The 26,662-nt window shown below is 47.0% G+C and carries 26 protein-coding genes, 1 pseudogene and 1 riboswitch; of the genes and pseudogenes, 16 read left to right on the top strand and 11 right to left on the bottom strand.

Annotation, left to right across the window (positions count from 1 at the left end):
- Position 1 precedes the first annotated feature (1 nt).
- Both recG and AB4Z50_RS20445 read left to right on the top strand, forming a co-directional pair.
- The gene (recG, locus tag AB4Z50_RS20450) at positions 2-2,053 is read left to right on the top strand and encodes an ATP-dependent DNA helicase RecG (protein ID WP_076268278.1); all 2,052 of its coding nucleotides are present in this window, start codon (positions 2-4) and stop codon (positions 2,051-2,053) included.
- A 70-nt stretch (positions 2,054-2,123) separates the two neighbouring features.
- Entirely contained in the window at positions 2,124-2,411 is a 288-nt protein-coding gene (locus AB4Z50_RS20445; protein WP_076268279.1) for a stage VI sporulation protein F, read from the top strand.
- A gap of 67 nt (positions 2,412-2,478) precedes the next feature.
- Here AB4Z50_RS20445 and AB4Z50_RS20440 read toward each other — a convergent pair whose 3' ends face one another.
- Positions 2,479-3,174, bottom strand: coding sequence for an SOS response-associated peptidase (locus AB4Z50_RS20440; RefSeq protein WP_441881401.1), 696 nt, complete (start codon positions 3,172-3,174; stop codon positions 2,479-2,481).
- A 167-nt stretch (positions 3,175-3,341) separates the two neighbouring features.
- Between AB4Z50_RS20440 and AB4Z50_RS20435 the strand changes: the two genes are divergently transcribed.
- Entirely contained in the window at positions 3,342-4,637 is a 1,296-nt protein-coding gene (locus AB4Z50_RS20435; protein WP_441881398.1) for a DUF2515 domain-containing protein, read from the top strand.
- Positions 4,638-4,826: 189 nt separating this feature from the next.
- On the opposite strand, the gene AB4Z50_RS20430 is transcribed toward AB4Z50_RS20435, so the two are convergent.
- From AB4Z50_RS20430 to AB4Z50_RS20420, 3 genes are read right to left on the bottom strand one after another with little or no spacing between them, the layout of a single operon-like run.
- Positions 4,827-5,153 carry a YolD-like family protein gene (locus AB4Z50_RS20430; RefSeq protein WP_441881395.1) on the bottom strand — a complete coding sequence of 109 codons (327 nt, stop codon included), beginning with the start codon at positions 5,151-5,153 and terminating at the stop codon, positions 4,827-4,829.
- Positions 5,150-6,415, bottom strand: coding sequence for a DNA polymerase IV (locus AB4Z50_RS20425; protein WP_441881392.1), 1,266 nt, complete (start codon positions 6,413-6,415; stop codon positions 5,150-5,152). Before AB4Z50_RS20425 ends, AB4Z50_RS20430 begins: the two co-directional genes overlap by 4 nt.
- A complete protein-coding gene (locus AB4Z50_RS20420; RefSeq protein ID WP_076268302.1) occupies positions 6,405-6,614 on the bottom strand; it encodes a hypothetical protein in 210 nt (69 codons plus the stop codon). The genes AB4Z50_RS20425 and AB4Z50_RS20420 overlap by 11 nt, the downstream gene beginning before the upstream one ends.
- 239 nt (positions 6,615-6,853) lie before the next feature.
- On the opposite strand from AB4Z50_RS20420, the gene AB4Z50_RS20415 reads away from it, so the two are divergent.
- From AB4Z50_RS20415 to AB4Z50_RS20370, 10 genes are all read left to right on the top strand, one after another.
- Positions 6,854-8,401 (top strand): spore germination protein, encoded by a 1,548-nt coding sequence (locus tag AB4Z50_RS20415; RefSeq protein WP_441881389.1) that lies wholly within the window; start codon positions 6,854-6,856, stop codon positions 8,399-8,401.
- An 18-nt stretch (positions 8,402-8,419) separates the two neighbouring features.
- Positions 8,420-9,628: a Ger(x)C family spore germination protein gene (locus AB4Z50_RS20410; protein WP_441881386.1), complete on the top strand. Its 1,209-nt coding sequence runs from the start codon at positions 8,420-8,422 to the stop codon at positions 9,626-9,628.
- Between the two features lie 21 nt (positions 9,629-9,649).
- Positions 9,650-10,732 (top strand): GerAB/ArcD/ProY family transporter, encoded by a 1,083-nt coding sequence (locus tag AB4Z50_RS20405; RefSeq protein ID WP_441881383.1) that lies wholly within the window; start codon positions 9,650-9,652, stop codon positions 10,730-10,732.
- Between the two features lie 91 nt (positions 10,733-10,823).
- Positions 10,824-12,296, top strand: coding sequence for a glycosyltransferase (locus AB4Z50_RS20400; RefSeq protein ID WP_441881380.1), 1,473 nt, complete (start codon positions 10,824-10,826; stop codon positions 12,294-12,296).
- Between the two features lie 138 nt (positions 12,297-12,434).
- A riboswitch (TPP riboswitch) is annotated at positions 12,435-12,547 on the top strand.
- A gap of 184 nt (positions 12,548-12,731) precedes the next feature.
- Positions 12,732-13,772 carry an ABC transporter substrate-binding protein gene (locus AB4Z50_RS20395; protein WP_339208852.1) on the top strand — a complete coding sequence of 347 codons (1,041 nt, stop codon included), beginning with the start codon at positions 12,732-12,734 and terminating at the stop codon, positions 13,770-13,772.
- Between the two features lie 68 nt (positions 13,773-13,840).
- Positions 13,841-14,143: a thiamine-binding protein gene (locus AB4Z50_RS20390; RefSeq protein WP_076268307.1), complete on the top strand. Its 303-nt coding sequence runs from the start codon at positions 13,841-13,843 to the stop codon at positions 14,141-14,143.
- The gene (locus tag AB4Z50_RS20385; RefSeq protein ID WP_441881377.1) at positions 14,133-14,906 is read left to right on the top strand and encodes an ABC transporter permease; all 774 of its coding nucleotides are present in this window, start codon (positions 14,133-14,135) and stop codon (positions 14,904-14,906) included. The genes AB4Z50_RS20390 and AB4Z50_RS20385 overlap by 11 nt, the downstream gene beginning before the upstream one ends.
- Positions 14,907-14,908: 2 nt before the next feature.
- Positions 14,909-15,706 (top strand): ABC transporter ATP-binding protein, encoded by a 798-nt coding sequence (locus AB4Z50_RS20380; RefSeq protein ID WP_339208855.1) that lies wholly within the window; start codon positions 14,909-14,911, stop codon positions 15,704-15,706.
- Positions 15,707-16,573 carry a TatD family hydrolase gene (locus AB4Z50_RS20375; protein WP_441881375.1) on the top strand — a complete coding sequence of 289 codons (867 nt, stop codon included), beginning with the start codon at positions 15,707-15,709 and terminating at the stop codon, positions 16,571-16,573. It begins immediately after the preceding gene.
- Between the two features lie 72 nt (positions 16,574-16,645).
- The gene (locus AB4Z50_RS20370; protein ID WP_441881373.1) at positions 16,646-17,572 is read left to right on the top strand and encodes a glucosaminidase domain-containing protein; all 927 of its coding nucleotides are present in this window, start codon (positions 16,646-16,648) and stop codon (positions 17,570-17,572) included.
- Positions 17,573-17,684: 112 nt separating this feature from the next.
- Here AB4Z50_RS20370 and AB4Z50_RS20365 read toward each other — a convergent pair whose 3' ends face one another.
- The 3 genes from AB4Z50_RS20365 to AB4Z50_RS20355 all read right to left on the bottom strand — a co-directional run bounded on the left by AB4Z50_RS20365 (position 17,685) and on the right by AB4Z50_RS20355 (position 20,329).
- On the bottom strand, positions 17,685-17,846 hold the full coding sequence (locus tag AB4Z50_RS20365) for a hypothetical protein (protein ID WP_179089800.1): 162 nt from the start codon (positions 17,844-17,846) through the stop codon (positions 17,685-17,687).
- 261 nt (positions 17,847-18,107) lie between these two features.
- The gene (locus AB4Z50_RS20360; protein WP_441881371.1) at positions 18,108-19,163 is read right to left on the bottom strand and encodes a DUF418 domain-containing protein; all 1,056 of its coding nucleotides are present in this window, start codon (positions 19,161-19,163) and stop codon (positions 18,108-18,110) included.
- A gap of 314 nt (positions 19,164-19,477) precedes the next feature.
- The gene (locus tag AB4Z50_RS20355) at positions 19,478-20,329 is read right to left on the bottom strand and encodes an MBL fold metallo-hydrolase (RefSeq protein ID WP_441881369.1); all 852 of its coding nucleotides are present in this window, start codon (positions 20,327-20,329) and stop codon (positions 19,478-19,480) included.
- A 150-nt stretch (positions 20,330-20,479) separates the two neighbouring features.
- Here AB4Z50_RS20355 and AB4Z50_RS20350 point away from each other — a divergent pair, with 150 nt between their 5' ends.
- Both AB4Z50_RS20350 and AB4Z50_RS20345 read left to right on the top strand, forming a co-directional pair.
- Positions 20,480-22,018, top strand: a complete 1,539-nt coding sequence (locus AB4Z50_RS20350) for an FAD-dependent oxidoreductase (RefSeq protein ID WP_441881367.1) — start codon at positions 20,480-20,482, stop codon at positions 22,016-22,018.
- Positions 22,019-22,068: 50 nt separating this feature from the next.
- Entirely contained in the window at positions 22,069-23,283 is a 1,215-nt protein-coding gene (locus tag AB4Z50_RS20345) for an MFS transporter (RefSeq protein WP_441881365.1), read from the top strand.
- 45 nt (positions 23,284-23,328) lie between these two features.
- On the opposite strand, the gene AB4Z50_RS20340 is transcribed toward AB4Z50_RS20345, so the two are convergent.
- From AB4Z50_RS20340 to AB4Z50_RS20325, 4 genes and pseudogenes are all read right to left on the bottom strand, one after another.
- The gene (locus AB4Z50_RS20340; RefSeq protein ID WP_441881448.1) at positions 23,329-23,475 is read right to left on the bottom strand and encodes an excalibur calcium-binding domain-containing protein; all 147 of its coding nucleotides are present in this window, start codon (positions 23,473-23,475) and stop codon (positions 23,329-23,331) included.
- A gap of 9 nt (positions 23,476-23,484) precedes the next feature.
- A pseudogene (locus AB4Z50_RS20335) lies at positions 23,485-23,907 on the bottom strand (NucA/NucB deoxyribonuclease domain-containing protein); the annotation flags it as partial.
- 199 nt (positions 23,908-24,106) lie between these two features.
- Positions 24,107-24,220: a sporulation protein YjcZ gene (locus AB4Z50_RS20330; protein WP_083681988.1), complete on the bottom strand. Its 114-nt coding sequence runs from the start codon at positions 24,218-24,220 to the stop codon at positions 24,107-24,109.
- Between the two features lie 168 nt (positions 24,221-24,388).
- Positions 24,389-24,868, bottom strand: coding sequence for a MarR family winged helix-turn-helix transcriptional regulator (locus AB4Z50_RS20325; protein ID WP_441881362.1), 480 nt, complete (start codon positions 24,866-24,868; stop codon positions 24,389-24,391).
- A gap of 244 nt (positions 24,869-25,112) precedes the next feature.
- Between AB4Z50_RS20325 and AB4Z50_RS20320 the strand changes: the two genes are divergently transcribed.
- Positions 25,113-26,486, top strand: a complete 1,374-nt coding sequence (locus tag AB4Z50_RS20320; protein WP_441881360.1) for an MFS transporter — start codon at positions 25,113-25,115, stop codon at positions 26,484-26,486.
- Positions 26,487-26,662 lie beyond the last annotated feature (176 nt).

Below are 26,662 nucleotides of genomic sequence, written 5' to 3'. Positions count from 1 at the left end.
AATGACTCTTGATCAAATTTCTGTTCGGCAAATCAAAGGCGTGAGTGCTCCCAAGGAATTGGAGCTTCACGCCTTTGGCGTGAGAACAGTGGCGGATATACTTGATTATTTTCCATTTCGCTATGAGGATTATCGCATTCGTGAGCTGACCGATGTAAAGGAAGGCGAGAAGGTGACGGTTCTAGGACATGTCCGAGGCATTCCAATGCTGCAGCGATATGGAAAAAGCAAATCAAGATTAACATGCAAGGTTGAGGTTGGGCAGTGGCTCGTGACGGCAGTCTGGTTTAATCGGCATTTTCTGCAGGACCAGCTTGTCATTGGCCGTGAGATTATGCTTACGGGCAAGTGGGAACAGCAGCGCCTGCAAATGACGATATCGGACTCGGAGTTTCCTGGCAGCGGCGGACCGGCTAAATCGGGAACGCTGCAGCCGGTTTATTCGGTAGGCGGAAGCATCACACAGCCTTGGATGCGGAAGACCGTGCGTCAAGCGTTGACGCAATATGGGTCGATGATTGAAGAAATTTTGCCGTTTGAGCTTGTGGAGCAGCATCATTTGATGCCCAGACGCGACGCGGTGCATCGCATTCATTTGCCGGATGATACGAAGGAAGGATTGCAGGCGCGCAAACGATTGGTATACGAGGAGCTGTTTCTGTTTCAGTTGAAGCTCCAAGCGTATCGGGCTCTTAATCGCAAGCGGAATGATGGCATCGCACATAGGATTGAGAGTGAGACGATTCGTCAATTTGCCGCAACCCTTCCGTTTGAGCTGACAGATGCTCAGAAGAAGGTCGTTAATGAAATTTGTGTCGATATGAGAAGGCCGTCCTGCATGAATCGGCTGCTTCAAGGCGACGTTGGCTCCGGCAAAACGGTTGTGGCAGCTATTGCACTGTATGTTGCGGTGAAATCAGGTCATCAAGGGGCTTTGATGGTGCCAACAGAAATACTGGCTGATCAGCACATGCGCTCGCTTACAAAAATGTTCGCAGAGCTCGGAATTGAGGTTGCTCTTCTAACGGGAAGTGTAACAGAGCGCAAACGCAGGGATGTGCTTGCGGGGCTTCAAATGGGCATGATTGATATTGTCGTTGGAACGCATGCTCTAATTCAGGACGATGTTTTTTTTCGGAGCCTTGGGCTCGTCGTTGTGGATGAACAGCATCGTTTCGGTGTCAATCAGCGGAGCGTGCTGCGGCGCAAAGGGATGAACCCCGATGTGCTTACGATGACAGCAACGCCGATTCCGAGAACGATGGCGATTACCGCATTCGGCGATATGGACGTGTCGACGATTCGCGAGCGGCCGCATGGGCGCAAGCCGATTAAGACGTATTGGGTTAAGCACAGCATGATGGAGCGTGTGCTCGCTTTTATAAGGAAAGAAGTAAATAAGGGGCGTCAAGCTTACATCATCTGCCCGCTGATCGAGGAGTCGGAGAAGCTCGATGTGCAAAATGCGATTGATCTGTATGTGCAAACGCAGCAGTCGTTTCCAGATTTGCGGGTAGGCCTGCTGCATGGACGCCTTTCAGCTGCGGAGAAGGAAAGCGTGATGGGTGCTTTTGGCGCAAATGAAACGCATGTGCTTGTGGCGACGACGGTCGTTGAGGTAGGCGTCGACGTTCCTAATGCGACACTTATGATCATTATGGATTCGGAGCGATTCGGATTATCCCAGCTGCATCAGCTGCGAGGACGTGTAGGGCGGGGAGAGCATCAATCACATTGTATATTAGTAGCCGATCCGAAATCAGAAACGGGACGCGAGCGAATGAAGGTCATGACGGACACGGATGACGGATTTGAAGTGTCTAAGCGGGATCTTGAGATTCGTGGTCCGGGCGATTTTTTTGGCACGAAGCAAAGCGGCTTGCCAGAGTTTCGTTTGGCTGACATGGTCGCTGACTATGAGCTGCTGGAGCTTGCTAGGGATGATGCCGCTGAATTAACAGGACGAGATGATTTTTGGACGAATGAGTCGTTCGTTAGATTGCGCAGCTTGCTGGAGCAGGATCAATTTTTTCAAGGGGAACAGCTGGACTAGGCAATATTCACCTCCTTTCGGCATATAGTTTAACGATGTGACTGGATTGCCTGATGGAGGTGTCAACGAAGTGAGTTACCAAAACTATGGGATTAAGCCTCAGCTGGTCGAGCGTGTTAAATACAAAATGAAAAACCCTGCTGTGAAGGAACGGATTAGGGACCTGCTAGGAAATGTGACCAAATACGATTTGCAAGACCGGCCAAAGGTTAGACGGCTTGTGAAAGCGGCGTCCGTTATTTTGCAGGAGCAGCTTACGGATACACAGGAAGACCAGATTGTTGCTTTCATTATGGCGCAAAAGATTGACCCGAACAACACGTTTCACTTGCTGAAACTGTGGGGGATGTTTCGCTGACCGCTTTGGTCAGCGATTTTTTTTTTTTTTATTTGGCAACGGGAACATCGTTCCGCTTGGTTTGCTGCTACCATAGCTCGAGCTGCTCGTCCACTTCAATGCGCTCGATTAAAGAAGAGTCGTCGTTTCGGACGCTTCCGACTGCAAGGGAGACAGGGTAAGCTTCAAGCTCATACGATGAGTATGGCTTAAGGAGTGGAGTGATCATCTTAACGTCCGTTACTGCGCGGTTCAGCCACAGCTGCTCTGCCTCGGGCCGCAAAATGACCGGCATGCGATCATGAACCTCGGAAACGAACTCGTTTGGTGTAGTTGTTAAAATCGTACAGCTATTTATTTTGGTCCCTTCAGGAGAAATCCAGGTCTCGTACAGACCGGCCATGCTGAATAAGGAGCGGTTCTTGAGTACGAAGCGCATCGGCTGCTTGCCTTGTGCTGTCGTTTTCCATTCATAGAAACCATCGGCAGGGATGAGGCAGCGCTTGCGCTGCAGCGGGGCCTGAAAGGCTGGTTTGCTCGCTGCTGTCTCTGATCGAGCATTCAGCATCTGGAAACCAATTTTCGGATCATCCGCCCATGGCGGCACAAGTCCCCACTTCAGCTCGCCTAGCCGATTATTTTGGCCATCATTTATAATGGTCAGCACCTGCTGGCTCGGAGCTATATTATATTTCGGACGGTGAAAAGGTACCATCGTTTCTTCGATCATATACCTAACCATCAGCTCTTCCAACGTAACTGTGAGTGTATACCTTCCGCACATGGCTGTCATCTCCTTTCTAATGCTTTTATTATACATCGTGAGCGCTCGAATCGCATATGTTGCATACACGGTATGACGAACTGCTCCGTGGCTGATACTGGATATATAGGGTTTAAACTAGGCAGCAAGCTTGTATAGTCAACGACGCGATAGGAGGAGCACTGACAATGGACAAAAAGCATGAGGGACGGTCTTATCGCCGTACATTCGGTTACTGGCTAGGGCAGCTGCTCGCGCTCCCCAGTGCTGCGTTTGACTATGCAGTAGGCAAGTGGGGGGCAATGAGCGCATCGGATGCGATGATTGCGGAAGCAACACCGCTGCAGCTTTCAGCTTCTTCCGTTGCAAAATTGAAGTATGCATGGTCGAAGCATTTTGAATCTGCTGATGCTTCAGCAGTGACAAGCTGGAATGAAAAGGAACTTGCGCTAATCGAACGAATTCGCGCTGAGACTGCTGCTGCCAATCGGAATAACGTGACGAGAACGGAAGCTTATCGTATTTTGTATTTCCGCACTCCGGAGCTGCACTGGGCGCTGCTTGCGCATATGGTGTCCCGGAATGGCGGCTGGAATATGACTGACTTGCAAGGCGAGTGGCTTCCATGGCTGCTGAACTCGAAACAGCGGTTGGCCGTGTTTCGTTTTTTGGAGCAGGCCAATGCATTGATATTTCAAGATGCTTACCCACAGCTGCTCTTGTATGAACGGAGCAGGCGCGAGGGGAGGAGCTTGTTCCATCTGCTGCCTGCTTTTGGCGTATCCTCGTTTATGGCGCCGGTCTGGAAGCAGTACTGGCGAGATCGCGACGCGGTGCCGCTCACGATCGCATTAATCGTTAATGAGCAGCATTATATCGAGCAGCGTGTTGTGCAGCATCCCTTTTTTCGAGAGAAGGTGCTGCATACGTTATTTTTTGGTCTGCAATCGCTGCTTCAGCTGAACGGGGTTATTTTCCCCTATGGCAATGGCCCGGGAAAAGGGGAAGGAGCGTTTGCGCTGCGGCTCTCTGGTCTTATTTTGGAGCGGTTTGAAAATATAGAAGAGAGAATTGAATTCGGCAAGCGTCTATATGCGATGTTATTCGGTGTGCCGCGCGTCTATGAAGGAGCTAGATCCTTCGCTGCTGCGGTTAAGCATACAGGCTCGCGTGCCGACTACGCGCCGCATATGTTTACGCGTGTACGTCAGCAGCCTCCACAGCCAATTTATAAGGAGCGTCTGCTGGGTGCACGTTTAAAGCCTGGTGCTGAGCCGCTTTACAGCCCAGAGCTTAGTGCAGCTTGGAACGATCAACCCCTTGTAATGCCGGAGCCTGGGGATTGGTTTACGTCCGTTGCCGACATTTCGCCTTATTTTCAAAAGCTGCCAATGCCGCATTCTTTTGAAATTACGAATGAATATGGGCTCATGCTTAACAAGATCGAACTGGCTGTACTTGCGGTGCAGCGTGGCAATAAGTGAAGCCCCAGACTTCGACACTTGTTGGCGGAGCCGGACGAGTTCGAGGGAAAAAGCCAGAAGCGATACAAAATAATATCAAAGGAAAACAGGAACTGCTTCGTTGGCCCTTCTGCCAGTTGAGCAGTTCCTGTTCAAGGATGAGTTTTACTTTAGGCTGCTTTGAGCGAAGCTAACGGAACAGAGCACTCCTTATTCCCAAGCAGCAGCGCCTTCAATATCGTAAATAGAGAACCATTCGCCATCGACCATGAAGCGGCCTTTCAGCTGATCTACGCGGTCGACGATTCCGCTGACGGTCAGTTCCTCTTGTGGATGAAATAAACGGAGCGTAATGGGCTGCCGATGCTGCAGCGATTCTGTCACGGAGCGGGCTACATGTTCCCATTCCTGCTCATCTAGCTCCACCCGTTCACGCAGCCGCAATGTCTTCTCCTGCTCATTGATTGCGACTTTGTGCTCGGGCAGCATCATCCGGCTCGACTCCCAAAGTCCGTTGCCTTCAAGTTTTTTTCTCATTTGTAATGTCCTCCGATCTTCTCAGAGCGATGCTGCGCTTGCCCCGCATCCGTAATGGACACCGCTCTCAAAATAGTGGCATCCCCATATTTCCTCTTCAAGGCGTCCGTTGCCCGCTCAAGCGCCATCGTCTTCTCGCGGTTCGGATCAAACAGGGAAAGTTGGTATTCGTCATCCTGCGAAAATTGCGATAGGCTGACGCCAACCTTCCTTACGGGATAACCGTCCCAATGCCGCAGCATCAGCTCTACCGCGGCCCGATAAACCTGATTCGTGACGTTCGTCGGATCGTCCATCTTCATCTGACGGCTAAAGCCCGTAGGCCGATCATAATCGGCACCCATTAATCCGACGGAAACGACATGCCCCATATATCCTTTGCCTCGGCAGCGCTGGCAAACGAGCTCGGTCAGCTCAAGCAGTACAACTTTGATCTCCTCCAGCTTCCCATAGTCACGCGGGAGCGTCATCATATGCCCGATGGCCTTAGGCGCAACCTGATGCGTGCCCGGCGTTACGGGACTTTTGTCAATTCCGTTTGCGATGTTCCAATACAGCTCCGCGTTGATATCGGAGTTTTTGCCGAATTTACGGCGCATCATCAGCTTCAGCTTCTCAAGCGGCGTTGCCGCTAATTGGCCGATCGTCTCCAGTCCCATCGATTGGAAGTGCCTCGTCATCCGGCTGCCGACCATGAACATCTTGGAGACGGGCAAGGTCCAGAGCGTATCCTCAAGATTGTCTCTGGAGAGGGTGTAAATGCCTGCATCGTTTTTTTTCGCATAGTTGTCACAGGCCGTCTTAGCCAAAATTTTATTCTCCGCAATACCGAAGCGGGTGTACACTCCTAGCTCTTCTTGGATGCGGGTTTGGATATGATGAGCCAGCTCATCCGGTGAGCCGTACAAATGCAGCGAGCCCGTCACATCGAGAAATTGCTCATCGATTGAATAAGGTTCGACGAGGTCTGTGTAGGATTGATAAATGCTCGTAATCATCATAGAAACATCGATATACAGCTGCATGCGCGGTTTGATGATAATTAAATCCGGGCATTTCGCCAGCGAGTCGCCCAGCCGCTCAGCAGTCGTTACTCCAAATGACTTGGCGATCGGGCAAGCAGCCAGAATGATGCCGGAGCGGCGTTCGGGGTCGCCCGCAACAGCAACCGGCAGATGGCGATACTCGGGATGCTCCGCCTTCTCCACCGATGCATAAAACGATTGGCAATCCGCAAGCATAATGACTTTGTTAAGAGACATTTCGGCTCACCAGCTCTGCTGCTAATACATTTGCCGCAAGAAAGACGCGCTGTGCGCCGGAGTCTATACAAAAGGCTCTGACATAACCGTCTCTTACAGATAGGACACGAATCCTTCGTTTCGTAAACTTGCCTTTTTTGCTCATATAAATCACATCTACGACACAACCGACTAGGCTGAACCATTTTTCCATTGTCATGATGCATCTCCTCCATAACAAGAACGTTTGTTCTTATTATATACAGAACGCACGTTCTTATACTAGAGGTTATTTGTGGTTATTATTGACAAGGTTTGGTTGGGAACAGCTTCGCAGTCCAATTAGGCGTACGAATGCTATACGCGGAGCAGCACGAAAACCAATCACAAATAGGACAGTACATATTTACATCCATAATGCGCCAAAATAGAAGCAACATGGAAACGAAGGGTGCCGTTATGAACAAACAAAACACAGGTAGGCTAACGCCGTTTAGTCCGTCGCTGCATGCGAATGTCAAAACCATTCGCGATTGCTTCGGCAACAGCACGGATATCGTAATCCGAATGTTTCGCAGCGATGCGGCTCCAGAACGTGAGATTGCCATTATTTATGTGGATGGAATCGTGAACTCGCAAATCATTAATGAGAGTGTCATGGAGCCGTTAATGTCAATGAGGCTGCCGCAGCATGCTCATGTGAAGGGAAGCAAGCTGCTGGAAGCGCTTCGCAGCTGCGTCGTTTCAATCGGCTCGGTACAGAGTGTGGACACATTGGAGTATGCACTCCAATATATGACGGACGGATTATGTGTCATTATGGCGGATGGCAGCGCGGAAGCGCTGACGGCGGATGTGAACGGCGGCGAACAGCGCAGTGTTACGATTCCTCAGACACAGACCGTGATTCGTGGTCCGCAGCATGCTTTTGTAGAAAATATTCAAACGAACATCAGCTTGGTCAGGCGCATAATACGTTCCTCTGACCTTCATGTGCAGGTGCACAAGATCGGTCAGCAAACGCATACGAACGTAGCTGTTATGTATTTGCATGGAATAGCAGATGAAGGGATCGTTAAGGAGGTTTACCGCAGACTGGCGGCCATTGACATTGACGGTGTGCTGGAGAGCGGATACGTGGAAGAGTTTATTCAAGATGATACGTTCACGCTGTTTCCAACGCTTTCAAATACAGAGAGGCCGGACTCCGTGGCAGCAGCGCTGCTGGAGGGAAGAGTAGCGGTAATGATAGACGGCTCGCCTATGGTCTTAATGGCCCCGACTACATTTTTTTCGTTTTTTCAATCGCCAGAGGATTATTATCAACGATATGATATTGCATCCTTCGTTCGTCTCATCCGTTACGGTTCATATATCGTGTCCATTCTGCTGCCTGCCTTGTATATCGCAGTTACAACCTTTCATCAGGAGATGCTTCCGACAACGCTGCTCATTAGTCTAGCGGCGCAGCGAGAAGGGATTCCGTTCCCTGGACTGGTTGAGGCGCTGTTGATGGAGGTTACTTTCGAGGTGCTGCGAGAAGCAGGATTACGAATGCCGCGGGCGATTGGGCCCGCCATATCTATCGTGGGCGCTCTCGTACTCGGCCAGTCGGCTGTTCAGGCGGGCATCGTGTCAGCGGGTATGGTGATCATCGTATCCTTTACGGCGATTTCCAATTTTGTAATGCCGGAATTCAACATGGCGGCCACATCTCGCATTATTCGTTTTATCTTTATGATTATGGCCGGTATTTTTGGGTTTTTCGGCATTTTCATTTCTGTATTGTTTATGCTGATCCATTTGGTATCGCTGCGCTCGTTCGGAGTGCCATATATGTCTCCGCTGGCACCAGGTCCTACAAAGCTAGGACCATGGCGAGACGTGTTCGTCAGGCTGCCATGGTGGGCGGTCGTGCTTCGACCTCTAGATTTGAATCTGCGTAATCCAAGGCGGCGGCCGAACGGAAAAAAACCGCAGGCACAGCGTCATTCCGATAAGGCGTAATGAAAGGGGGAACCTGCCATGAAAAAATGGAGGCTGCTGCTGCCGATGCTCATTTGTTTGCTGGCAACGGGCTGCTGGAATCGCATAGAGCTGAATGATATTGCGATTGTTTCTGCTACCGGCGTTGATTGGAAGGATGGGAAATGGGTGTTGTCGTATCAAGTGGTCATACCGGAAGCCATTTCCAGTCAAAGCGCGAGCAACAGCACAGCGGCGGTCCATGTTTTTTCCACGCAAGGGGAAAGCTTCAGAAGCGCGGTCAGCAAAGCAAGCCAGGAGACGTCGCGGCGCCTCTATTTCGCACATAATCAAATTGTCATTATCGGTCAGGCTGCTGCGCGCAAAGGACTGGGACCACTCCTAGACACCTATTTGCGCAATCATGATTCCCGCGAGACGGTGAGTGTTTTCTTGTCAAAGGGAAGCGCGCGCCGGATGCTCGAACAATTGATTCCGCTTGAGAAAATTCCAGGCGCAGCCATACAGCGCATGATCAATAATGAAGAGATGAACAGCTCAGCCTTCCGTCAAATGACGATTCATAAAGTACTGCTTGATTTGCTGGGAACGACAAGGGCCACTGGCATACCCGGATTAATTGTGTCCGGTACGAAAGAAAGTGTGGACAATGCAGGGCAGCTTGCGTACACCAGTACACCTTCAAAGGTCAGATTGTTTGAGCTGGGCCTTATTGAAGGTGACAAGCTGGTAGGCTGGATCAACAACGAAGAAAGCCAAGGCCTGATGTGGCTTGCAAATCAAGTAAAAAAAACGACGGTTTCATTCGCATGCTCAGCGGACAAGAACGAGCCGAAAAACTCATCTATTCGCATCACACATTCGGATACAACGCAGACTCCTAAATCTTCAGATGGCAATTGGCTGATGGATTTGAACGTAAAGGCGACTGGAACGCTGATGGAGTACAATTGCGAGGGTGATCTCATGAATCCGAAAGAAATAGAGAAGATACAAAAACGGATTGAGGACGAGATTGCCGCAATTATGCAAAAAGGCTGGAGCGCTGTCAGTAAGCATAAAGCAGATGTAATCGGCTTCGGAACGATCATTCACAATAAATATCCAAAGCAATGGTTAAAAACGTCGGGCAGCTGGTCGGAGCAGTTTTCGAACATCGAAATAAAGATGAAAGTTAAGGTGAATTTGAATTCAACTGGCCTTAGCGGAAGTGGATTTAAGAAGGCGCAGGAAAAGGACCACCAATAACATAAGCAGAAAGGAGACCCTATGCAGCAGATTGGCAAAAACCAGCTTTCGATTTTGATCATCGTTTTTTTGATAGGCAGCACCCCTTTGTTCGAGCTCGGCATACAGGCGAAGCAGGATGCTTGGCTGGCGATGACGCTTGCTGCGATTGCTGGTCTGCTGCTTATCGTTATGTACGTCCAGGTGCAGAAGCGTTCCCCGAATTCGGAGCTTGCTGAGCTTTATGTTATACACTTCGGAAAATGGATCGGCGGCTTTGTAGGCATACTTCACGCGTTATGGTTTGCTTATGAATCGATGCGCAACGTACGGGACGTCGGGGAGCTTACGATGACGGCGCTGCTGACCTTTACCCCGAAATGGATTGTTATGCTGCTGATTATGAGCGCCGCCGCTTATACCGTCAGCAAGGGAGTGGAAGTATTTGTCCGTGTCGTACAGCTTCTATTTCCGATTGCAGCGCTCAGCTATGCTTTTATTATTTTGCTCCTGTTTGTTGCCAGGTTGCCCAAAATAGCACATTTGCTTCCCGTTTTTGAACACGGAATTGGGCCTGTCGTGAAGGCGGCCTTTCCAGATTTAGTATCTTTTCCATTTGGGCAAATGGTTATTTTTTTCGTTTTTTGGAAACACGTGAGCGAGAAGAAAGGGATTGGGCCAGTCACTTACAAGGCCTATATTGGCGTATCTTTATTTCTAATTCTAATGAATATCATTACGCTATGCGTATTAGGGCCGGAGCTGTCCTCGCTTACAGCACTGCCGCTGCTTGAGGTTGTGCAGTTAATTAGGCTTGCTAATATATTGGAGAGGCTTGATGTGCTTGTAACATTGCTTCTGTTCATCGGTCTATATGTCAAAATGACGGCGCTATACATGGCATCGGTATTCATGTTCAATATGATCACTGGTATTGCCTACCGATATTGTGTGCTGCCCATTGGTCTCATTATTTATGGGGCGTCGTTTATCGAAGCCAATAATACTTCCCATATTTGGATTGGACTCGATGTTACGCTGAAGATTGCGCCGTTGTTCCAAATTGTGCTGCCGCTGCTTATGCTTTTCGTCGGAATACGCAAGAAATACAAAAAGGCTGCATGATTGAAAGTTGCGCACAGTGCTCACCCAAGCGGATAGGCTGACATATTTTATGGGTAAGTGAGCCGTTTATGCTTGCTTGAGGAGGATACGCGTGAGCGATGCCAATAGCTGCATGACAAGCATTATTCTCGTTACCTACAATAAGCTTGAATACACGAAGCAATGTGTGGAGAGTATTCGGAGACATACGCAGAGAGGCAGCTATGAGCTGATTATTGTAGATAATGGTTCGACGGATGATACGGTAAAATGGGCTAAAAGCGAGAGCGATATTATCGTAATCGACAATGGCAGCAATGCTGGTTTTCCTAAGGGCTGCAACCAAGGATTGGCCGCGGCCTCGGGCGATCTTCTGATGCTGCTAAATAACGATACAATCGTAACGCCAAGCTGGCTTGACGGTCTCAAGCGCTGCTTATTTAGTGATGAACGAATCGGGGCGGTCAGCCCCGTTACGAATTCGGCTTCCTACTGGACGACGATCCCGGTCACCTATACGACGATAGATGAAATGGAGCTGTTTGCTTCGGCACTGCATGCCAACCCTGACAGAACAAAATGGGAGGAGCGCGTGAAGCTGGTCGGCTACTGCCTTTTGCTGCGGAGAGAAGCATGGGAGAAAACGGGATCGCTCGACGAGATCTTCGGTATCGGCAACTTTGAAGATGATGATTATAGCCTGCGGCTCCGGCTGGCGGGATATAAGCTGATGCTGTGCGGCGATACGTTTATTCATCATTACGGGAGCATCTCCTTTAGCTCAGAGCCAGAACAATATGTACAAAACTTCAGAAAAAATGCCATTGTTTTTATGTCCAAATGGGGCTTTGACCCTGGTGATGCAACGTATATTAGAATGGATTTTAGCACCGTAATTGAGCGGGAATCGCATGAGTACAGACGCGAGAATTGCTCGATTATGGAAATAGGCTGCGGGTGCGGAGCTACGATATTGCATATGAAAAAGCAATTCCCATCCGCAATATGGTACGGAGTTGAGCGTAACGAGCTGGCGGCTAGAGTAGCAGAAGCTTCGGGAATTACTGTATTCCGCTCGAATGATCCGAAGGATTGGAGGCTGCCTGCTGAAGGTCTTGACGGCATCGTAATCGGAGATGCTCATGCATACGGGACACCGCAAGCCATGAAAAATCTAGTTCGTCTTCTAAAACCTGGCGGCTGGCTAGTCGGGTGCTTTGCCAATCGCTATTATTTCAACAATATTCGGCAATATTTAGATCCTGTTAATGCACAAGCACAGCATCAAGCGGCATCACAGTACTCAGCACAACAAGTTAGCCAGCTTTATTTGCAGGCCGGTTTTACCTATGTGAAGATTACACGTGCGGATAATAAACCGCAGGAGCAGCTAGAATACATCCATCTGTTAGAGCAGCTAACGTCTGAAGAGATGTCAAAAGAGCTGACAGCCGCTTATTTGCTCGTATATGGACGCCTTGCTCCAGCAGCAGAGACCAAAGGAAAGGCAGACTTAGAAAGTTCGAAGGCCGCTGAAGAAGCAAAGGTTGAATGGCTGGATGAGCATATTGATTTAGGGCAATGACAGCTGGTGCAGGAGCTGCACGTTCTGGCTGCCGTATATAGTAAGAGGATGAGTATCGTGGCTTGATGATAATCATTTTCAAAAAAAACTAGCATTAAATGCGGGTTTTGCTATACAATGAATGGTATTGACGAAACCGAATATGTTCCGGGGAGCTGGTTAGGCCGGCTGAGAGGGGATTTTCTATACAATTCCGACCCGTTAAACCTGATCTGGATAATGCCAGCGTAGGGACAGAAGCTCTGTTTAGTAAGCAGGCGAGATCAAATTGATCAAGCATTTGCTGTATAAACAGCTGCACAGCCAATGATATGGCGTCCTCCGGATTAGGGGGACGCTTTTTTTTGTTGCGATTAGAATGATGCAGCCATGGAACCGGATACTACGAGGAGTCGTCGCCTATAAGAATCGAAGCATGGAGAGGGGAACAACATCATGAATCAGAAAAAAACAGGGCATTTGTCGTGGAAAATCGTGGCCGCGATGCTAGTGTTCGTATTGGCGCTGGCAGGCTGCGGCGGTGGCGCTGGGAACAAGGGCGAACAGCCGAAAGAGCAAGAGGGAACAGCGGACAAGCCGCTAGAGAAGGTGCAGGTTGTACTCGACTGGACACCAAATACGAATCATACCGGACTTTATGTAGCTAGAGATAAAGGTTTTTTTAAGGAGCAAGGTCTGGATGTTGAAATTATTCAACCAGGACAAAGCGGTGCCGATCAAATGGTCGCTTCGGGCAATGTGCAGTTTGGTGTAAGTTATCAGGAGTCTGTCACGATGGCGAGAATTGCCGGCGTGCCGCTCGTATCGATCGCCGCTGTCATTCAGCACAATACCTCAGGTTTTGCTTCACCGCTTGCAAAGGGAATCGATTCACCTGAGAAATTTGAAGGCAAAACGTATGGCGGCTGGGGCGCTCCTGTTGAGGAGGCGGTCATTCAATCGCTTATGCAGGAGAAGGGCGCAGATGTAAGTAAAGTAAATATGATAAGCATCGGCGACGGCGACTTCTTTACGGCAGTGAAACGCGATATTGATTTTGCATGGATTTACTACGCATGGACTGGCGTGGAAGCAGAGCTGCGCGGCGAGAAGATCAATATGGTTTATTTAACAGACTACAGCGACAAACTGGATTATTATACGCCGGTAATCGTGACGAACGAAGATTTGATTAAGAATAAGCCGGAAACAGTCAAAGCGTTTACTGCTGCCGTATCCAAAGGCTACCAATACGCGATCAGCAATGCGGAGGATGCAGCAGAAATTTTAATAAAAGCAGAGCCGGATTTGAATGCGGAGCTTGTGCGCGCCAGCCAAAAATGGTTAAGCTCGAAATATCAGGATGACGCACCGCGCTGGGGCGAACAGAAGCTAAGCGTATGGGAAAACTATGCAGCATGGATGTTTGAGCACAAGCTGCTGGAGAAGGAGCTTGAAGCGGAGAAGGCATTTACGAACGAATTTTTACCACAATAAGCTATTCGAACATACGGAGGGCGGGAAAGCCCGTTCTCACTTACAACGATGAGAAAGAAGGAAATCAAATGGCAAACGCATTAGTAAGTATTCAAATTTTACCGACAACACCAGGCGGCGAGAGCGTAATTCCCTACGTAGATCGTGCCATTGATATTATTAAAGCGGCCGGTGTTCCTTACCGTGTAGCACCGCTTGAAACGACGATGGAGGGTGAGCTGAGCCATCTGCTCAGCGTCGTACAGTCGATGAGCGAGGCGATGGCGGAGATGGGCTGCCCGTCCGTTATTTCACAAATTAAAATTTACTACAATCCGGCAAACGGCGCTTCCATGGGCAGGCTGCTGGAGAAATATCCAGATGGGCAATAAGAAATCGATTTGGTCGAAAATATGGCAGCCGGCAGCGCTGCTGATCGTGCTGATTGCCTGTTGGCAGGCAGCTGCATCACTTGGATTATTTCAACAATGGCTCATTCCTTCTCCGATATCGATCGTGAAGGGAGCTATCGCGATTTGGCCGAGGTTAATGATGCATACGGGAGCAACAGTGCAGCTGACACTTATCGGCTTTTTAGGAGGATCGGCGGTGGGCTTAATGCTCGCCGCTTTGCTGCATTTAATTCCTGGCGTTCGATCGGCGGTATATCCACTGCTCGTGCTGTCGCAAAACGTACCCATCATAGCGATTGCTCCAATTTTGACGATGCTGCTAGGCTATGGCATGCTGCCAAAGGCGCTGCTGGTCATCATGGTATGTTTTTTCCCCATCACGGTTGCCATGCTGAGCGGGCTTATGAATACCGATGCACAGCTTCGCAACTATTTGCAAATGATCGGTATTCGCAAATGGCAGCTGTTTTGGAAACTAGAGCTTCCTCATGCGATTGTTCATTTATTTTCCGGCTTGAAGATTGCGGCTTCATATAGTGTGTTAAGTGCGGTTGTTGCCGAATGGCTTGGTACAAACAAGGGTCTTGGCTCATTTATGCTTATTTCGTCCAAAGGTTTTATGCCAGATCGTGTATTTGCGGCAGTTGCCATCATCGTTGCGCTGAGCTTGACTTTATTTGGTTTAGTAACGTTAGCGGAGCGTCTTGTCATACGTTGGCGCCCTGAGAAAGAGGTGAGCTGACAGTGGTCAATCGTGCTGAGCATCATTCAGTGACGCTTCAAACGCAAAATATTCGAATGAAGTTTGGCAAAGGACAGATGAGCAAAGAAGTGCTTGGCGGGTTATCCATTTCAATAGCAGATGGGGAGTTCGTATCGATTGTAGGGCCGTCCGGCAGCGGTAAAACAACCTTGTTTCAAATTATCGGCGGTTTGGAACGTCCTACGGAAGGCGAAATTTGGATCGATGGCAAGCAAACGACGGGCGAACGCGGACATATTTCCTATATGCCGCAGCAATCGTCGCTGCTTCCATGGCAAACCGTTGCCGGCAATATAGAGTTGTCTCTTACGATCTCTGGCGTTGATAAAAAACTCGCGAAGGCGAGGACAAAGGAATGGCTCGAGCGAATCGGGCTGCAGGAATATGCGGATTCTTATCCGCATGTGCTCTCTGGAGGAATGCAGCAGCGGGTTTCTTTCCTCCGGGCACTGCTTGCTCCGCAGAATCTCATGCTGCTGGATGAACCGTTTGGCGCACTGGACGCCTTGACGCGGCAGCAAATGCAGCAGTGGCTTATGTCGATCTGGGAGCTGAATCGAAGATCGGTGCTGCTCGTTACCCATAGTATTGAAGAGGCTTTGTTTCTATCGGATCGGATTATTGTGCTGTCACCATCGCCGGCAGTGGTGCTGGAGGAATTTCAAGTGCCATTCGAGCGTCCGCGTCATGAGTCTTTATGGACAGACCCACGGTTTTATGCGATGAAGCAGCGCATTTATGATCTGCTTAAGACGGGTGCGAAGGAAGGAAACGTATAGATGGCGATACAAACAAGCAATGATCCGCGCGAAGGGCAATTGTACTCGGAATCTCCTCAGCAGGAAGGCACATGCATAGACGCGCATATTCATATTGATTTGTATGAAGCAGAGCAGCGTGATGAGCTTCTAGAGCGTGCGTTCGCAGAAGGTGTAGCAGCTGTGATTGCCGTATCTATGCATTTGGAATCGTCTATTGTGAACCGTGACATTGCCCTGCGTTACGCAGGGCGTGTGCACCCTGCTTATGGTTTCCACCCAGAACAGCCCATACCAGCCGATAAGGAGCTTGATGAGCTATTCGATTGGATTCGTTTGCGTCATGAAGCAGGGGAACGGTTTGCAATTGGCGAAGTAGGGCTGCCGTATTATACGCGAACAGAAGCGCAGCAAGCTGGGGGAAATATCGTTTTTGATGAGAATCCATACCTGCAGCTGCTGGATCGGTTTGCTGCGCTGGCCAACGAACTTGATCGTCCGATTGTATTGCATGCAGTATATGAGGACGCCGGCAAAGCTTGCGACATATTGGAGCGGCATGGTGTTCGCAGAGCGCATTTTCATTGGTTCAAGGGTGATGCTGAGGTTATCCGCCGAATGGCGGCAAGCGGCTACTTGGTGTCGATAACGCCAGACGTCGCTTACGAGGCAGAAATACAGCAGCTTGTAAGGGAGTATCCCATTGAGCTGCTGATGGTGGAAACGGATGGGCCATGGCCGTTCGAGGAAATCTATGCGGGTCAGCAGACGCGGCCTGCAATGGCTGCAGATGCAGCAAAGCATATTGCGAATATAAAGCAGCTGCCAGCTGTGCAGGTTGTGGAAATAATGCTAGCCAATACGCGCCGCTTTTATGGACTCCTATAGTATTCCATTCATACAGAAAAGGCCGCTCCATCAGAATGAACAATCTGAGGATGCGGCCCTTTTATATTTAAAATGCAAAAAAACATAGTGGTAGAGTCGACCTTTCATACCACTTTGTCCATTGCCACTTGCGCTTTCACAGCATACAAAGATAAGGACAAGGCAATAGATGGCAAGCCAAAGTGGACAGTAGAAAGGAGACAGACGATGGCACAGCTGACGAAACAACAATTTATTGAACAATTAGCTCCGACGGTTATAAGAATAAGGCGAGAAGGATCAACGATGTTTCCATCCGTACGTTTAGCGCAAAATGTACTCGAAACCGGCGGTGTTATTCACCCGTGGTACAACTTAGGCGGTATCAAGGTGGGCAGTGGACAGACGAATGCATATTGGCACGGAGAAGCGGTCGTTAAAGGAACATGGGAGGTCGTCGATGGCCGAAGCGAGAGTACTCGCGCTGCTTTCCGAGCCTATGAGAGCGTCTATCATTTTTATAAGGATTTGGATTTGCTGCTGGCTACTTCGCGTTATGAGCGTGTTCGCAAGGCAGTGACGCCAGAACAGCAAGCTGACATGCTGTACGCATGCGGCTATGCGACAGATCCGGCTTATCCAGCCAAATTAAAAGCCATTATTTCGCAGTATGGGTTGAAAAAATATGATGCTTTAGGAAGCACGCCGCTGCCTAAGCCAGAGAAGCTGAAGGATGCAGAGCTTGTTGTCGTTTTGTACAAGGGAGAGGTTATTTCAGATGGCTACTTGCTCAAGGGTACAACTTGGGTACCGGCAAGGCTGCTTGGTGAAGCGCTCGGAGCGAAGATTGATTGGACGGGGAAAAAGGTTACCGTAAACGGCAAAGAGCTCGACTCGATTTTGTCCGAAGCAACAGGTTATGTACAAATAAGAGATCTGTCCGCGGAGCTTGGGTTAACCGCTAGTTGGGAACCGACTGCGCGAGTCATATTGCTGTCGCAGGTGAAAGCAGGCAGTTAGTTAAGCGATTTAAGCTCCTTCCATCCTCTAAAATAAGCAAGAAGCCAGCGGATCATCCGTTGGCTTCTCTTTTTGTGGTGCCGTTTAGAAATCATGCTATGGAATGAGCAGTTTATTTGCCTTTTTTGGATGCAGCCCAAAAAGCGAGTACGACAAGGGGGATAAAAATGTACCACGGAATGGTAATTGTACCGCCAACAATAACAGCGAGCACCATCACGATCAAGACACCGAGAATAATGTAAAGACAGCCTCTGCCGAACGTTTCCATCATTAATCGCCTCCTAAAGCTTAGGTTTTGCCGAGGCAAAACCTCCTTCGCAAGCAGTCACTTCTTGAGAGTATATTCGGTAATAACGTTTTTATGGGTGATATGGTTCCAAAAATTGAAGGGACAAAGAGGCTGCTGTATGAAATCAAACGGCCCAAAACAAACAAAAAAATGACCCGCATCGCTGCGGGCCGGTGTCCTAGATCTATATATCAACAGTGGGGTTGATGTCTCTAAGTATAAAAAACGAACCTTAACGCAGCATTAAAAATGTTTGTCGGTTTGTTTACAATAGCGTTCGTTACGAATGGCTGGAATCGTCCAATAGGTGGCCATTCTCCAGATCCATTCCATCGGTCCCATTTTGAAAAAGGAGAGCCAGATCATACTGAATATCATTTGGATAATATAAATGCCGATGCAAAGCAGTGTCGTTTGAATAGGGCTAAGCATACCGTTTAAATTAAAAAATGCTGCCGCCATAAGCACGATAATCGTTTGCCCTAAATAGTTGGTTAAAGCCATTTGGCCATAGGCGCTTAAAGGTTTGAGCAGCGTACGAATAAATGGATGCTGAACAGCCCGTACAAGAGTAGTGACATAAAATAAAGCGACAAGAAGACCTATAAATGCGGCTGCTCCTTGGTAAATTTGCATGGCTATCATTTCAGATGAAGAGCTGCCTTCTTCAATGACCATAACATTTTGCTCGGGTAGTATATGGTACTGGATAAAGATACCAATAGCGGCCATTGGAAAAGAGATCCAATGCAGCTTGCGAATCGCAGATTTTGACTCTGCAAGACGTTGAAACACCTTATATTGTCCAGCTGCAAGCCCAAGCAGAAACAAGGGTAGAATAAGCAATAGTTTGCCTCCTAGAAAGGCGGCAGGAAGTATAAGCGCTAAAGCGATAATCAAATTGATTTTTGGTTTAAACTTGTAGAAAGGAAGAAGGATAAAGCCGGCAATTGCGTAAAGAAACAAGGCTTCTCCAGGATGGAATTTCTGATGAACAAATCCTATGGCTAGCAAAAAAATAAGCCGGCGAATAAATAAAAGGTAGCCGTTATTGCCTTTCTCGATCGCTCTAGATAGAAATAAATAAAAGCCTACGCCGAATAAAAAGGTGAATATGACATAGAAACGCGATTCTACCGTCAAATCTAGGATACGAGACATATACCAATTAGCAGTCCCCGCTTCAGCTGGCGCTACGTTAAGAAGGGGCAAAATATTGACAAGCAGAATGCCAATTAAAGCAAAACCTCGCAAATAATCAAGCGTTTCAATTCGTTTGTTTTCAGAAATAGGGTTCAAGCAACATACACTCCTAATCTTTACTTTGAATATAAAATGGTTTGGACTTTATTTTAAAAGGAATCTTTCCCTGTGAAGATCACAACAATAATTACAGCAGCGACAGTTCTTATCGTTTTTAACCATTGATTCATAAGTGGTTGCCTCCTCTGATGTTCAATAATCTATTTCCTATCATAAAGAAAAAAACGATAGGCAGCCATCGATTAGAGTGACATTAAAGGTGACAAGATTGTAAGATGCACTATAGGTAGAAACAGAAATAGGACGGAGCAGATTAAGCAGCTGCTCCGTCCTATTTTTAAGTAAACTGACTAATGTATCTGGTTATGGTCTGGCACAAAACGTCCATGCTCCGGAACCGCAATTTCTTTAAATTTTTTCGTAAGAAGCTTGAGATTATCAGACAAGGTTGCGCCAAACATCGGTTCCCCGTGACCGGTAATCGCCAAATTCGGATTCAGATCTTTGAGATTTCTAACGGATTGCTCGGCGGCTTTCCAATTAGTCGTAAAGTATTTAGGGGGACCGCTAATTTCCTGCTCCTGTATGATGACCTTATATAGCGATTCCTGCTTAACTGTTGCAAAAGCGTCACCTGCAATCAAAGTGCCATCCTCAGGACGGAAAAATGAAGTATGTCCTGGTGTATGCCCCGGCGTATGAATATACTTCCAGCCTGGCATTCCCGGCAAACTGCCGTCTGTTGGAAAGGGATGAACTTTGTCGTCGAGGTGAATTCCTTTATGGGGGAAGAAGGTAGAAAGCTCAGACAAGAGACCGCCATGTACAGAGGAGTCCGCGGGCGGATAATCGGATTCTCCACTCAAATAGGGCAGCTCCAGCTTGTGCGCGTACACGGGCACATTCCAGTGTTCAATCAATTCAATAATGGCACCAACATGATCGAAATGGCCATGAGTAAGCAGAATCGCTTGAGGAGCGGAATCAAAGCGTTCCTCTGCTTCTTTAATAATTTTATGGGCGGATCCTGGCATGCCTGCATCAATAAGAGCCCAGCCCGCTTCTGGTTTCTTTGGATCACCTACAAAACAAATATTGACGAATTGGATTGAGTAACAATAAACATCAGGCCGATAAGCAAGTCCATTTCCACTAGCAGAAGTCGTTATCGGCACAAAAGAATGCTCGAATGAGCTCTCCAACGTAAAACGCCTCCTTTTTCATCATTCTCTTATATAAACTGTCCAAATGACTATTGGTTATGCTTTTGGTTTAAGCAGATCATTATTCTAAGAATGAAATAATAGTGATTGGTACAAATTAAGGTGCAATATTTCTAGGAGGTGATGGTCATGGAGAAAACGTATGATTTACCCAAATTTCCGGAGTCTTATTGGTCAGAAACGTCGAGCCGGCAATCTTCATACGCCATACTTGAAGAAAATATAGAAGTTGATATTGCCGTCGTTGGAGGCGGGATTTCGGGTGTAACAGCTGCTTATTTATTAGCTCAGGAAGGGTTTAAAGTTGCCCTTATAGAAGCGGGTCAGCTTCTTAATGGAACAACGGCGCATACCACTGCGAAGATAACAGCGCAGCATGATCTTATTTATGATGAACTTATGCAGAAAGCTGGAGCGGAAAAGGCTGCATTATATTACAAAGCGAACAATGATGCCCTTCAATTCATTAAGGAAACGATCAAGCTGCATAAAATGGAATGCGGATATTCCGTACAGGATGCGTATGTTTATACCGATTCAGAGGCATACATAACTAAGCTTGAGAACGAGATGTCTGCTTATTCGTCGCTCGGCATTCCTGGCTCTTTCACGGATCAAATTCCTTTGCAGATCCCAGTCAAAGCGGCTGTCATCATGCAGGATCAAGCGCAGTTTCATCCATTGCAATATTTGTATGAGCTTGTACGGAAGTTCGTAGAAGCAGGTGGATTTATTTATGAGAATACGACAGCTATTGATGTAGAAACAGGCCCATTGCCGGAAGTGATTACAAGCAAAGGATACCGAATTAAATGTAAGCATGTCGTTTCTTGTACTCATTTTCCATTCTTTGATGGGCATGGGTTTTATTTCTCAAGAATGCATGCAGATCGTTCCTATGTACTCGGCATTCATGTCGAGGATGACATTAAAGGCGGCATGTACATAAGCGCTGAGGACCCTAAGCGCTCGATTCGCTATGTGGAAACGTCGAAAAACACAAGGCTGCTTCTCATTGGCGGTCAAAGCCATAAAACAGGTCAAGGGATTTGTACAATTAATTATTATGAGGAGCTGAAAAGATACGCGGAGCAGCATTTTCGGGTAAAGGAAATTGCGTATCGTTGGTCGGCCCAGGATCTTGTTACTGGTGATAAGATCCCGTATATTGGCCGAATAACGGAATCTTCCACTAATGTTTTTGTTGCGACAGGCTATCGTAAATGGGGCATGACGAATGGCACAGCCGCCGCTTTGCTTATTAGAGATTTAATTATGAAGAAGGATAATGCATATGAGGAGCTTTATGCGCCTTCACGCTCGATGTCGCTCGGAACGATCGCGAATCTTATTGTAGATAACGCCGATGTGGCGAAGCATCTTATCGCGGGCAAGCTCGAAATGGCTCATAAGCGTCCGGAGGATTTGGCACTGGATGAAGGCAGTGTCGTGCTTTTGCATGGAAAAAGAGCAGGAGCTTACAAATCAGAGGATGGAAAATTATTTCTCGTAGACACAACCTGCACACATATGGGCTGTGAAGTGGAATGGAATAATGGGGATCGCACATGGGATTGTCCTTGTCATGGCTCAAGATTTGCGATTAATGGCGATGTGATGGAGGGGCCTGCAGAAGAGCCTTTAAAAACCTTGCATCTTCGGCATTAAAAATGAACCCTGATACGTCAAACCATTCCAAATAAGAAAGGAGTACATCTGTGAAAAAAAAGTGGGATTTAGCAGCTTTAGCATCCATTCCATTAATTATGACGCTCGCTAACTCAATGTTGATTCCCGTATTGCCCTTAATGAAGAAAAAACTGAATATCTCTTCTGTGCAGTCGAGCTTAATCATAACGGTTTATGCTGCAGTCTCAATTATTTGTATTCCAATCGCTGGGTATCTGTCAGATCGTTACGGACGGAAAATAGTCATTATTATAGGCTTGTCCATTGCAGCGATTGGAGGACTGATATCAGGCTTAGCTGCTTGGTTGATGCATTCCCACGTTTATGCGGTCATTTTGGCAGGAAGATTTATACAAGGGATTGGTGCTGCAGGTGCTTTTCCAATTGTCCTTCCGTTAGTAGGTGACATGTTCGAGAGTGAGGAGGAAGTTAGCAGTGGGCTTGGGATGATTGAGACCTCCAATACATTTGGAAAAGTGCTCAGTCCGGTATTAGGTTCGGCGCTTGCCCTAGTTATATGGTACTTGCCTCTTGCTGTTATTCCGTTCATATCATTAATTTCAATCATTGGGGTTATTTTCCTCGTAAAGGAGCCTAAATCAAAGCAAAAGAAAAAAGAAGAGAGCAGTTTAAAAAAGTTTTTTCAATCCATTAAATCGATACTCGCTGAGAAGGGTCACTGGCTTTATGCAACCTTTGCCATTGGTGGTCTTGCAATGTTCATTATGTTCGGATTTCTATATTATCTGTCATCAGTCTTAGAGGACCATTACAAAATCGAAGGCATTTGGAAAGGATTGCTGCTAGCCATTCCTTTAAGCGCCATATGCCTTGCTTCGTTCATCACTGGAAAAATTGTAGGGGAAAACAAAGCGAAAATGAAGTGGTTTATTGTCATCGGCACTGCTGTACTTGCGGGGATGATGCTGGTTTGTGGAATCATCAATACAAAAGGGATATTTTTTCTAATTACCTTTATGTTTATAAGCGGAGCTGGTATTGGATTAGCCTTGCCGAGCTTGGACGCTTTAATAACGGAAGGGATAGAGAAAAAACAGCGAGGCACCATTACCTCGCTGTATAGCAGCACGCGTTTTATAGGCGTAGCCGTAGGTCCATTGATTGCATCAGTATTGCTCAATAACGAAGCATTGCTATTTTATTTGTTTGCGGGATTTGCATTGCTTTGCTCCATACTAGCCTTGCTGACGATTAAGCCAAGCAAGCAGAAATCGGCTTCGTGAGAAGGATTATATATGATCAGCTGCACGAAGCATTTCGAGGATGGGTTAGCTGCATGCTATCCCATCTTTATCACGATCCAATTTCAAGGAGTATCCGGGCTCTCCTTTATGTAAAGGCGCGGCCCCAGCTGCTTTAGCAGCTGCACAATTGGCATAATAAACGGTTTCTTCTGTTGGCTTCGGCTGCTCCATCGCTTCATCCATAACGAATAATACACGCGTTCCGTCCTCTAAATCAGTCAAAAGATTTCCAATCCACGAACCAGCGCCGCGATTATCCTTAGGAGAAACATAAGCGATATCCGCACCAGCACCGCCTTCTTTGCACATGGCCATCGGCCATTCATCTCGATCATAGCCCTTTTTGGTTGGAATCCCCCGTAACGAGGCTTCACGATTAGCGTTAGCGCCATCTCGATCGATCGTACAAACCGCTGAAGCACCTGCACGAATGGCTGCTGCAATATGCGCCATCGTCTCTGGATAACGATCAGTAGGCAAATGGATCGTCATTCCATACTCTGAAGCAGTGGAAGCCGGGTTTGAATCAGAACTGATAATGAATTGTCCGCATCCTGTGAGGATAAGGGTTAGGGTGAGTAATGCGGCTAACAATGATCTCATGATGTGTCTCCATTTCTAGTCATTTGAAACCATCATACAATACAGCTTGCAGTCGCGGATAGGATGAGGTTTACAATACTGTGCAAAAACGGATAATTTCGAATATAAAATGAATGTAACGGAGAAAAAAAGAAGACCTATCGAGTAGGTCTTCGGAGGAAGTGTATGAGGATAATATAGAAGCTCAGTGTTTAGAGGGTTATCTGCCGTAACCGCCGAATGCACCACAAGTGCAAGCGATAATAACCAACAAGATGAAAAGGACCAGAATCGTACCAGTGTTAGTGAAAGCACCGCCAACGTGACCGGACATTTTTCATAGCACCTCCTTTGAATTGAAGATTCTATAGGTTATGCTCCACTTTTTCTTTTTGATTGGGTGTTTGTCATAGAGACATTATATATATGTCACTAGCCTATGAGAGCCTTTTGTGATGGAGAATTTGGAGATTTATTCGGAATTCAGCATATGGGATATGCTTTATTTTAAAACGTGTGCAGAAGGATTAGAGATATCCTTATTTTCAATGAGCTGCAATAAAAGGTCAAAAAATTGTTGACGCTGCTCAGTGGAGAAGTTGCTTAATAATTGCTCTGCAATTTCCGCTTGAAATGCTAGAACTTGACTTATATTCGCTTGCGCGAGTTCTGTGAGCTCTAACAGCGTAGCTCGACGATCAGTCGGATCGGGGATTCGGATAAGAAGTGTATCCCGTTCCAGAGCATCAACAAAATCGGTAACGGTACGCGCTTTAATGCCTAGTTCAGATGCTAGTTCATTCATGCGAATTTTCCCGGCTTTGTAGACGACAGATAGAAGGCGCAGCCTTGGGCCGGTAATTTGATAAGGCATGTTAAGCGCGGATAATTGTGTTTCAAATTCTCTTTGAATATAGTGTGTTGTCCTCATTAATACATGAATGATGTCTATAGGTACCGGATTGTCCGAGTGCGTAAACATAAGTGCCTCCTTGTTCGACGTATAATCGGTATCGCCGAGCTGTTTATTTTCTATTTTAGCTGATTGTTTTCAAGTTGCAAAACTTCGCATACGTTATTAGCTAATACCTGCTATATCAGTATTTCATATCTTGACACCTCTAATATTAGTGTGTATCCTCAGTAATATAATATAGTGAGGATACTCACTAAAATGAGAGACAATTTTTAATAGGATCAAAATGATAATTATTGGAGGGAATGGTATGGTTGGTTCGGAATTTAAAAATGGGGACAAGCTGCTGCGAGTACTCGTTGTTACTTTAATATTCTCAGTAATGAACGGCACGATGTTTAATGTGGCTCTTCCGGCAATCGGTGAGGAGTTTAATCTGATTCCTTCACAAGTGAGCTGGATTATGACGTCTTATATGGTGTTATATGCGATTGGATCAATCGTGTTTGGAAAACTAGCGGACAAATATCGTTTAAAGGATTTGCTGACGTATGGACTAATCGTGTTTGCTCTCGGCTCGCTCATCGGCTTGCTTGCTACCGAGTATTGGATGATTATTGCCGGTCGCATTCTGCAAGCAGCTGGCGCCTCGGTGCTTCCAGCTACGGCTATGATTATACCCATTCGATATTTCTCGCCTGAAAAGAGGGGGAGGGCACTAGGAACCTCAGCAATTGGGCTTGCATTAGGAAGTGCTATGGGGCCAGTAGTAGCAGGATTAATTACAAGTGTAGGAAACTGGAGGCTCTTGTTTGTCATATCGCTGCTTCCGTTACTCACACTTCCTTTCTTTCGTAAATATTTGGATCATTCGAAAGGCACTGCGGGGAAAATAGATTTTATTGGCGGTGGCTTGCTTGCAGCGGCGGTTGCGCTCTTCTTGCTTGCGATTACGCAGAGCAGCGGCTTACTCTTCGCAGCAGGGATTGCACTGCTCGTTTTCTTTATTATCCGAATAAGGACTACGGACAATCCCTTTATTCAGCCAAGGCTATTCCGCAACAAAAATTACTCTATAGGGTTGTTTATAGCTTTCATAACGACAGCAATGAGCTTCAGTTTAACGTTTATGTCACCGCAATTTTTAACAGCATTAAATCATTTATCGCCTAGCAGCATTGGTTTTGTCCTGTTTCCAGCAGCGATTGCTTCCGCGATCATGGGACGCAGGGGCGGTAAATTGGCTGACGAACGCGGCAACTTTACACTCGTTTCTATCGCAGCTTTGTTAATTTTCTCATGCTTCGTGCTTTTATCAACATTTATTGGAGTGTCTCCGTACGTGATAGCGCTCATTCTCATAGCGGGCAATGTTGGACAAACCTTCATGCAAATTGCGATGTCGAATACGATATCTCGGACGTTACCGAAAGAAGAGACGGGTGTAGGCATGGGATTGTTGTCGATGATCAACTTTATCTCTGGTGCCATTGCGATGAGCTTAATTGGCAAATTGCTTGATAAAGGTTCATCTTCCTTTCACTTAAATCCGATTGTGACGAATCCAACAGCGTATGTGTACAGTAATATTTTTGTTGTACTAAGTATTGTAATTGTTGTAGCAATCGTTATATATCGTCTGCAGTTTGGAGCAGCCAAAGCTGTTGCACGAGCTAATCAATAATGTATAAGTATCAAACAACGAAATGAATAAATGAAGCAAAGCCTTCCATGGATTGAATTCGCTGGAGAAAAACAGGAGCATCACCTTCTTTACCTAATTATTGGAATTATATTATTTGAAGAGCGGTTGATTACAGTTTTTTTGTGAGAAAGATCGATGTGGAGTCTAAAAAAATA

The sequence above is a fragment of the Paenibacillus sp. 2TAB26 genome (assembly GCF_052115145.1).
Taxonomy (GTDB): Bacteria; Bacillota; Bacilli; order Paenibacillales; family Paenibacillaceae; genus Pristimantibacillus.
Note: the sequence above shows the minus strand (reverse complement) of the source record. Positions and strands in the feature narration are given on the sequence as shown.

Excerpts from the sequence above, each read along its gene's own strand:
- AB4Z50_RS20415 (WP_441881389.1), top strand. The coding sequence starts at position 6,854 with ATGAACAAACAAAACACAGGTAGGCTAACGCCGTTTAGTCCGTCGCTG.
- recG (WP_076268278.1), top strand. The coding sequence starts at position 2 with ATGACTCTTGATCAAATTTCTGTTCGGCAAATCAAAGGCGTGAGTGCT.
- AB4Z50_RS20420 (WP_076268302.1), bottom strand. The coding sequence starts at position 6,614 with ATGACAATGGAAAAATGGTTCAGCCTAGTCGGTTGTGTCGTAGATGTG.
- AB4Z50_RS20365 (WP_179089800.1), bottom strand. The coding sequence starts at position 17,846 with ATGATGGAAACGTTCGGCAGAGGCTGTCTTTACATTATTCTCGGTGTC.
- AB4Z50_RS20340 (WP_441881448.1), bottom strand. The coding sequence starts at position 23,475 with ATGGAGCAGCCGAAGCCAACAGAAGAAACCGTTTATTATGCCAATTGT.
- AB4Z50_RS20430 (WP_441881395.1), bottom strand. The coding sequence starts at position 5,153 with ATGAGAAAAAAACTTGAAGGCAACGGACTTTGGGAGTCGAGCCGGATG.
- AB4Z50_RS20425 (WP_441881392.1), bottom strand. The coding sequence starts at position 6,415 with ATGTCTCTTAACAAAGTCATTATGCTTGCGGATTGCCAATCGTTTTAT.
- AB4Z50_RS20375 (WP_441881375.1), top strand. The coding sequence starts at position 15,707 with ATGGCGATACAAACAAGCAATGATCCGCGCGAAGGGCAATTGTACTCG.
- AB4Z50_RS20320 (WP_441881360.1), top strand. The coding sequence starts at position 25,113 with ATGGTTGGTTCGGAATTTAAAAATGGGGACAAGCTGCTGCGAGTACTC.
- AB4Z50_RS20405 (WP_441881383.1), top strand. The coding sequence starts at position 9,650 with ATGCAGCAGATTGGCAAAAACCAGCTTTCGATTTTGATCATCGTTTTT.
- AB4Z50_RS20370 (WP_441881373.1), top strand. The coding sequence starts at position 16,646 with ATGCAAAAAAACATAGTGGTAGAGTCGACCTTTCATACCACTTTGTCC.
- AB4Z50_RS20395 (WP_339208852.1), top strand. The coding sequence starts at position 12,732 with ATGAATCAGAAAAAAACAGGGCATTTGTCGTGGAAAATCGTGGCCGCG.
- AB4Z50_RS20325 (WP_441881362.1), bottom strand. The coding sequence starts at position 24,868 with ATGTTTACGCACTCGGACAATCCGGTACCTATAGACATCATTCATGTA.
- AB4Z50_RS20435 (WP_441881398.1), top strand. The coding sequence starts at position 3,342 with ATGGACAAAAAGCATGAGGGACGGTCTTATCGCCGTACATTCGGTTAC.
- AB4Z50_RS20330 (WP_083681988.1), bottom strand. The coding sequence starts at position 24,220 with ATGTCCGGTCACGTTGGCGGTGCTTTCACTAACACTGGTACGATTCTG.
- AB4Z50_RS20350 (WP_441881367.1), top strand. The coding sequence starts at position 20,480 with ATGGAGAAAACGTATGATTTACCCAAATTTCCGGAGTCTTATTGGTCA.
- AB4Z50_RS20390 (WP_076268307.1), top strand. The coding sequence starts at position 13,841 with ATGGCAAACGCATTAGTAAGTATTCAAATTTTACCGACAACACCAGGC.
- AB4Z50_RS20385 (WP_441881377.1), top strand. The coding sequence starts at position 14,133 with ATGGGCAATAAGAAATCGATTTGGTCGAAAATATGGCAGCCGGCAGCG.
- AB4Z50_RS20440 (WP_441881401.1), bottom strand. The coding sequence starts at position 3,174 with ATGTGCGGAAGGTATACACTCACAGTTACGTTGGAAGAGCTGATGGTT.
- AB4Z50_RS20410 (WP_441881386.1), top strand. The coding sequence starts at position 8,420 with ATGAAAAAATGGAGGCTGCTGCTGCCGATGCTCATTTGTTTGCTGGCA.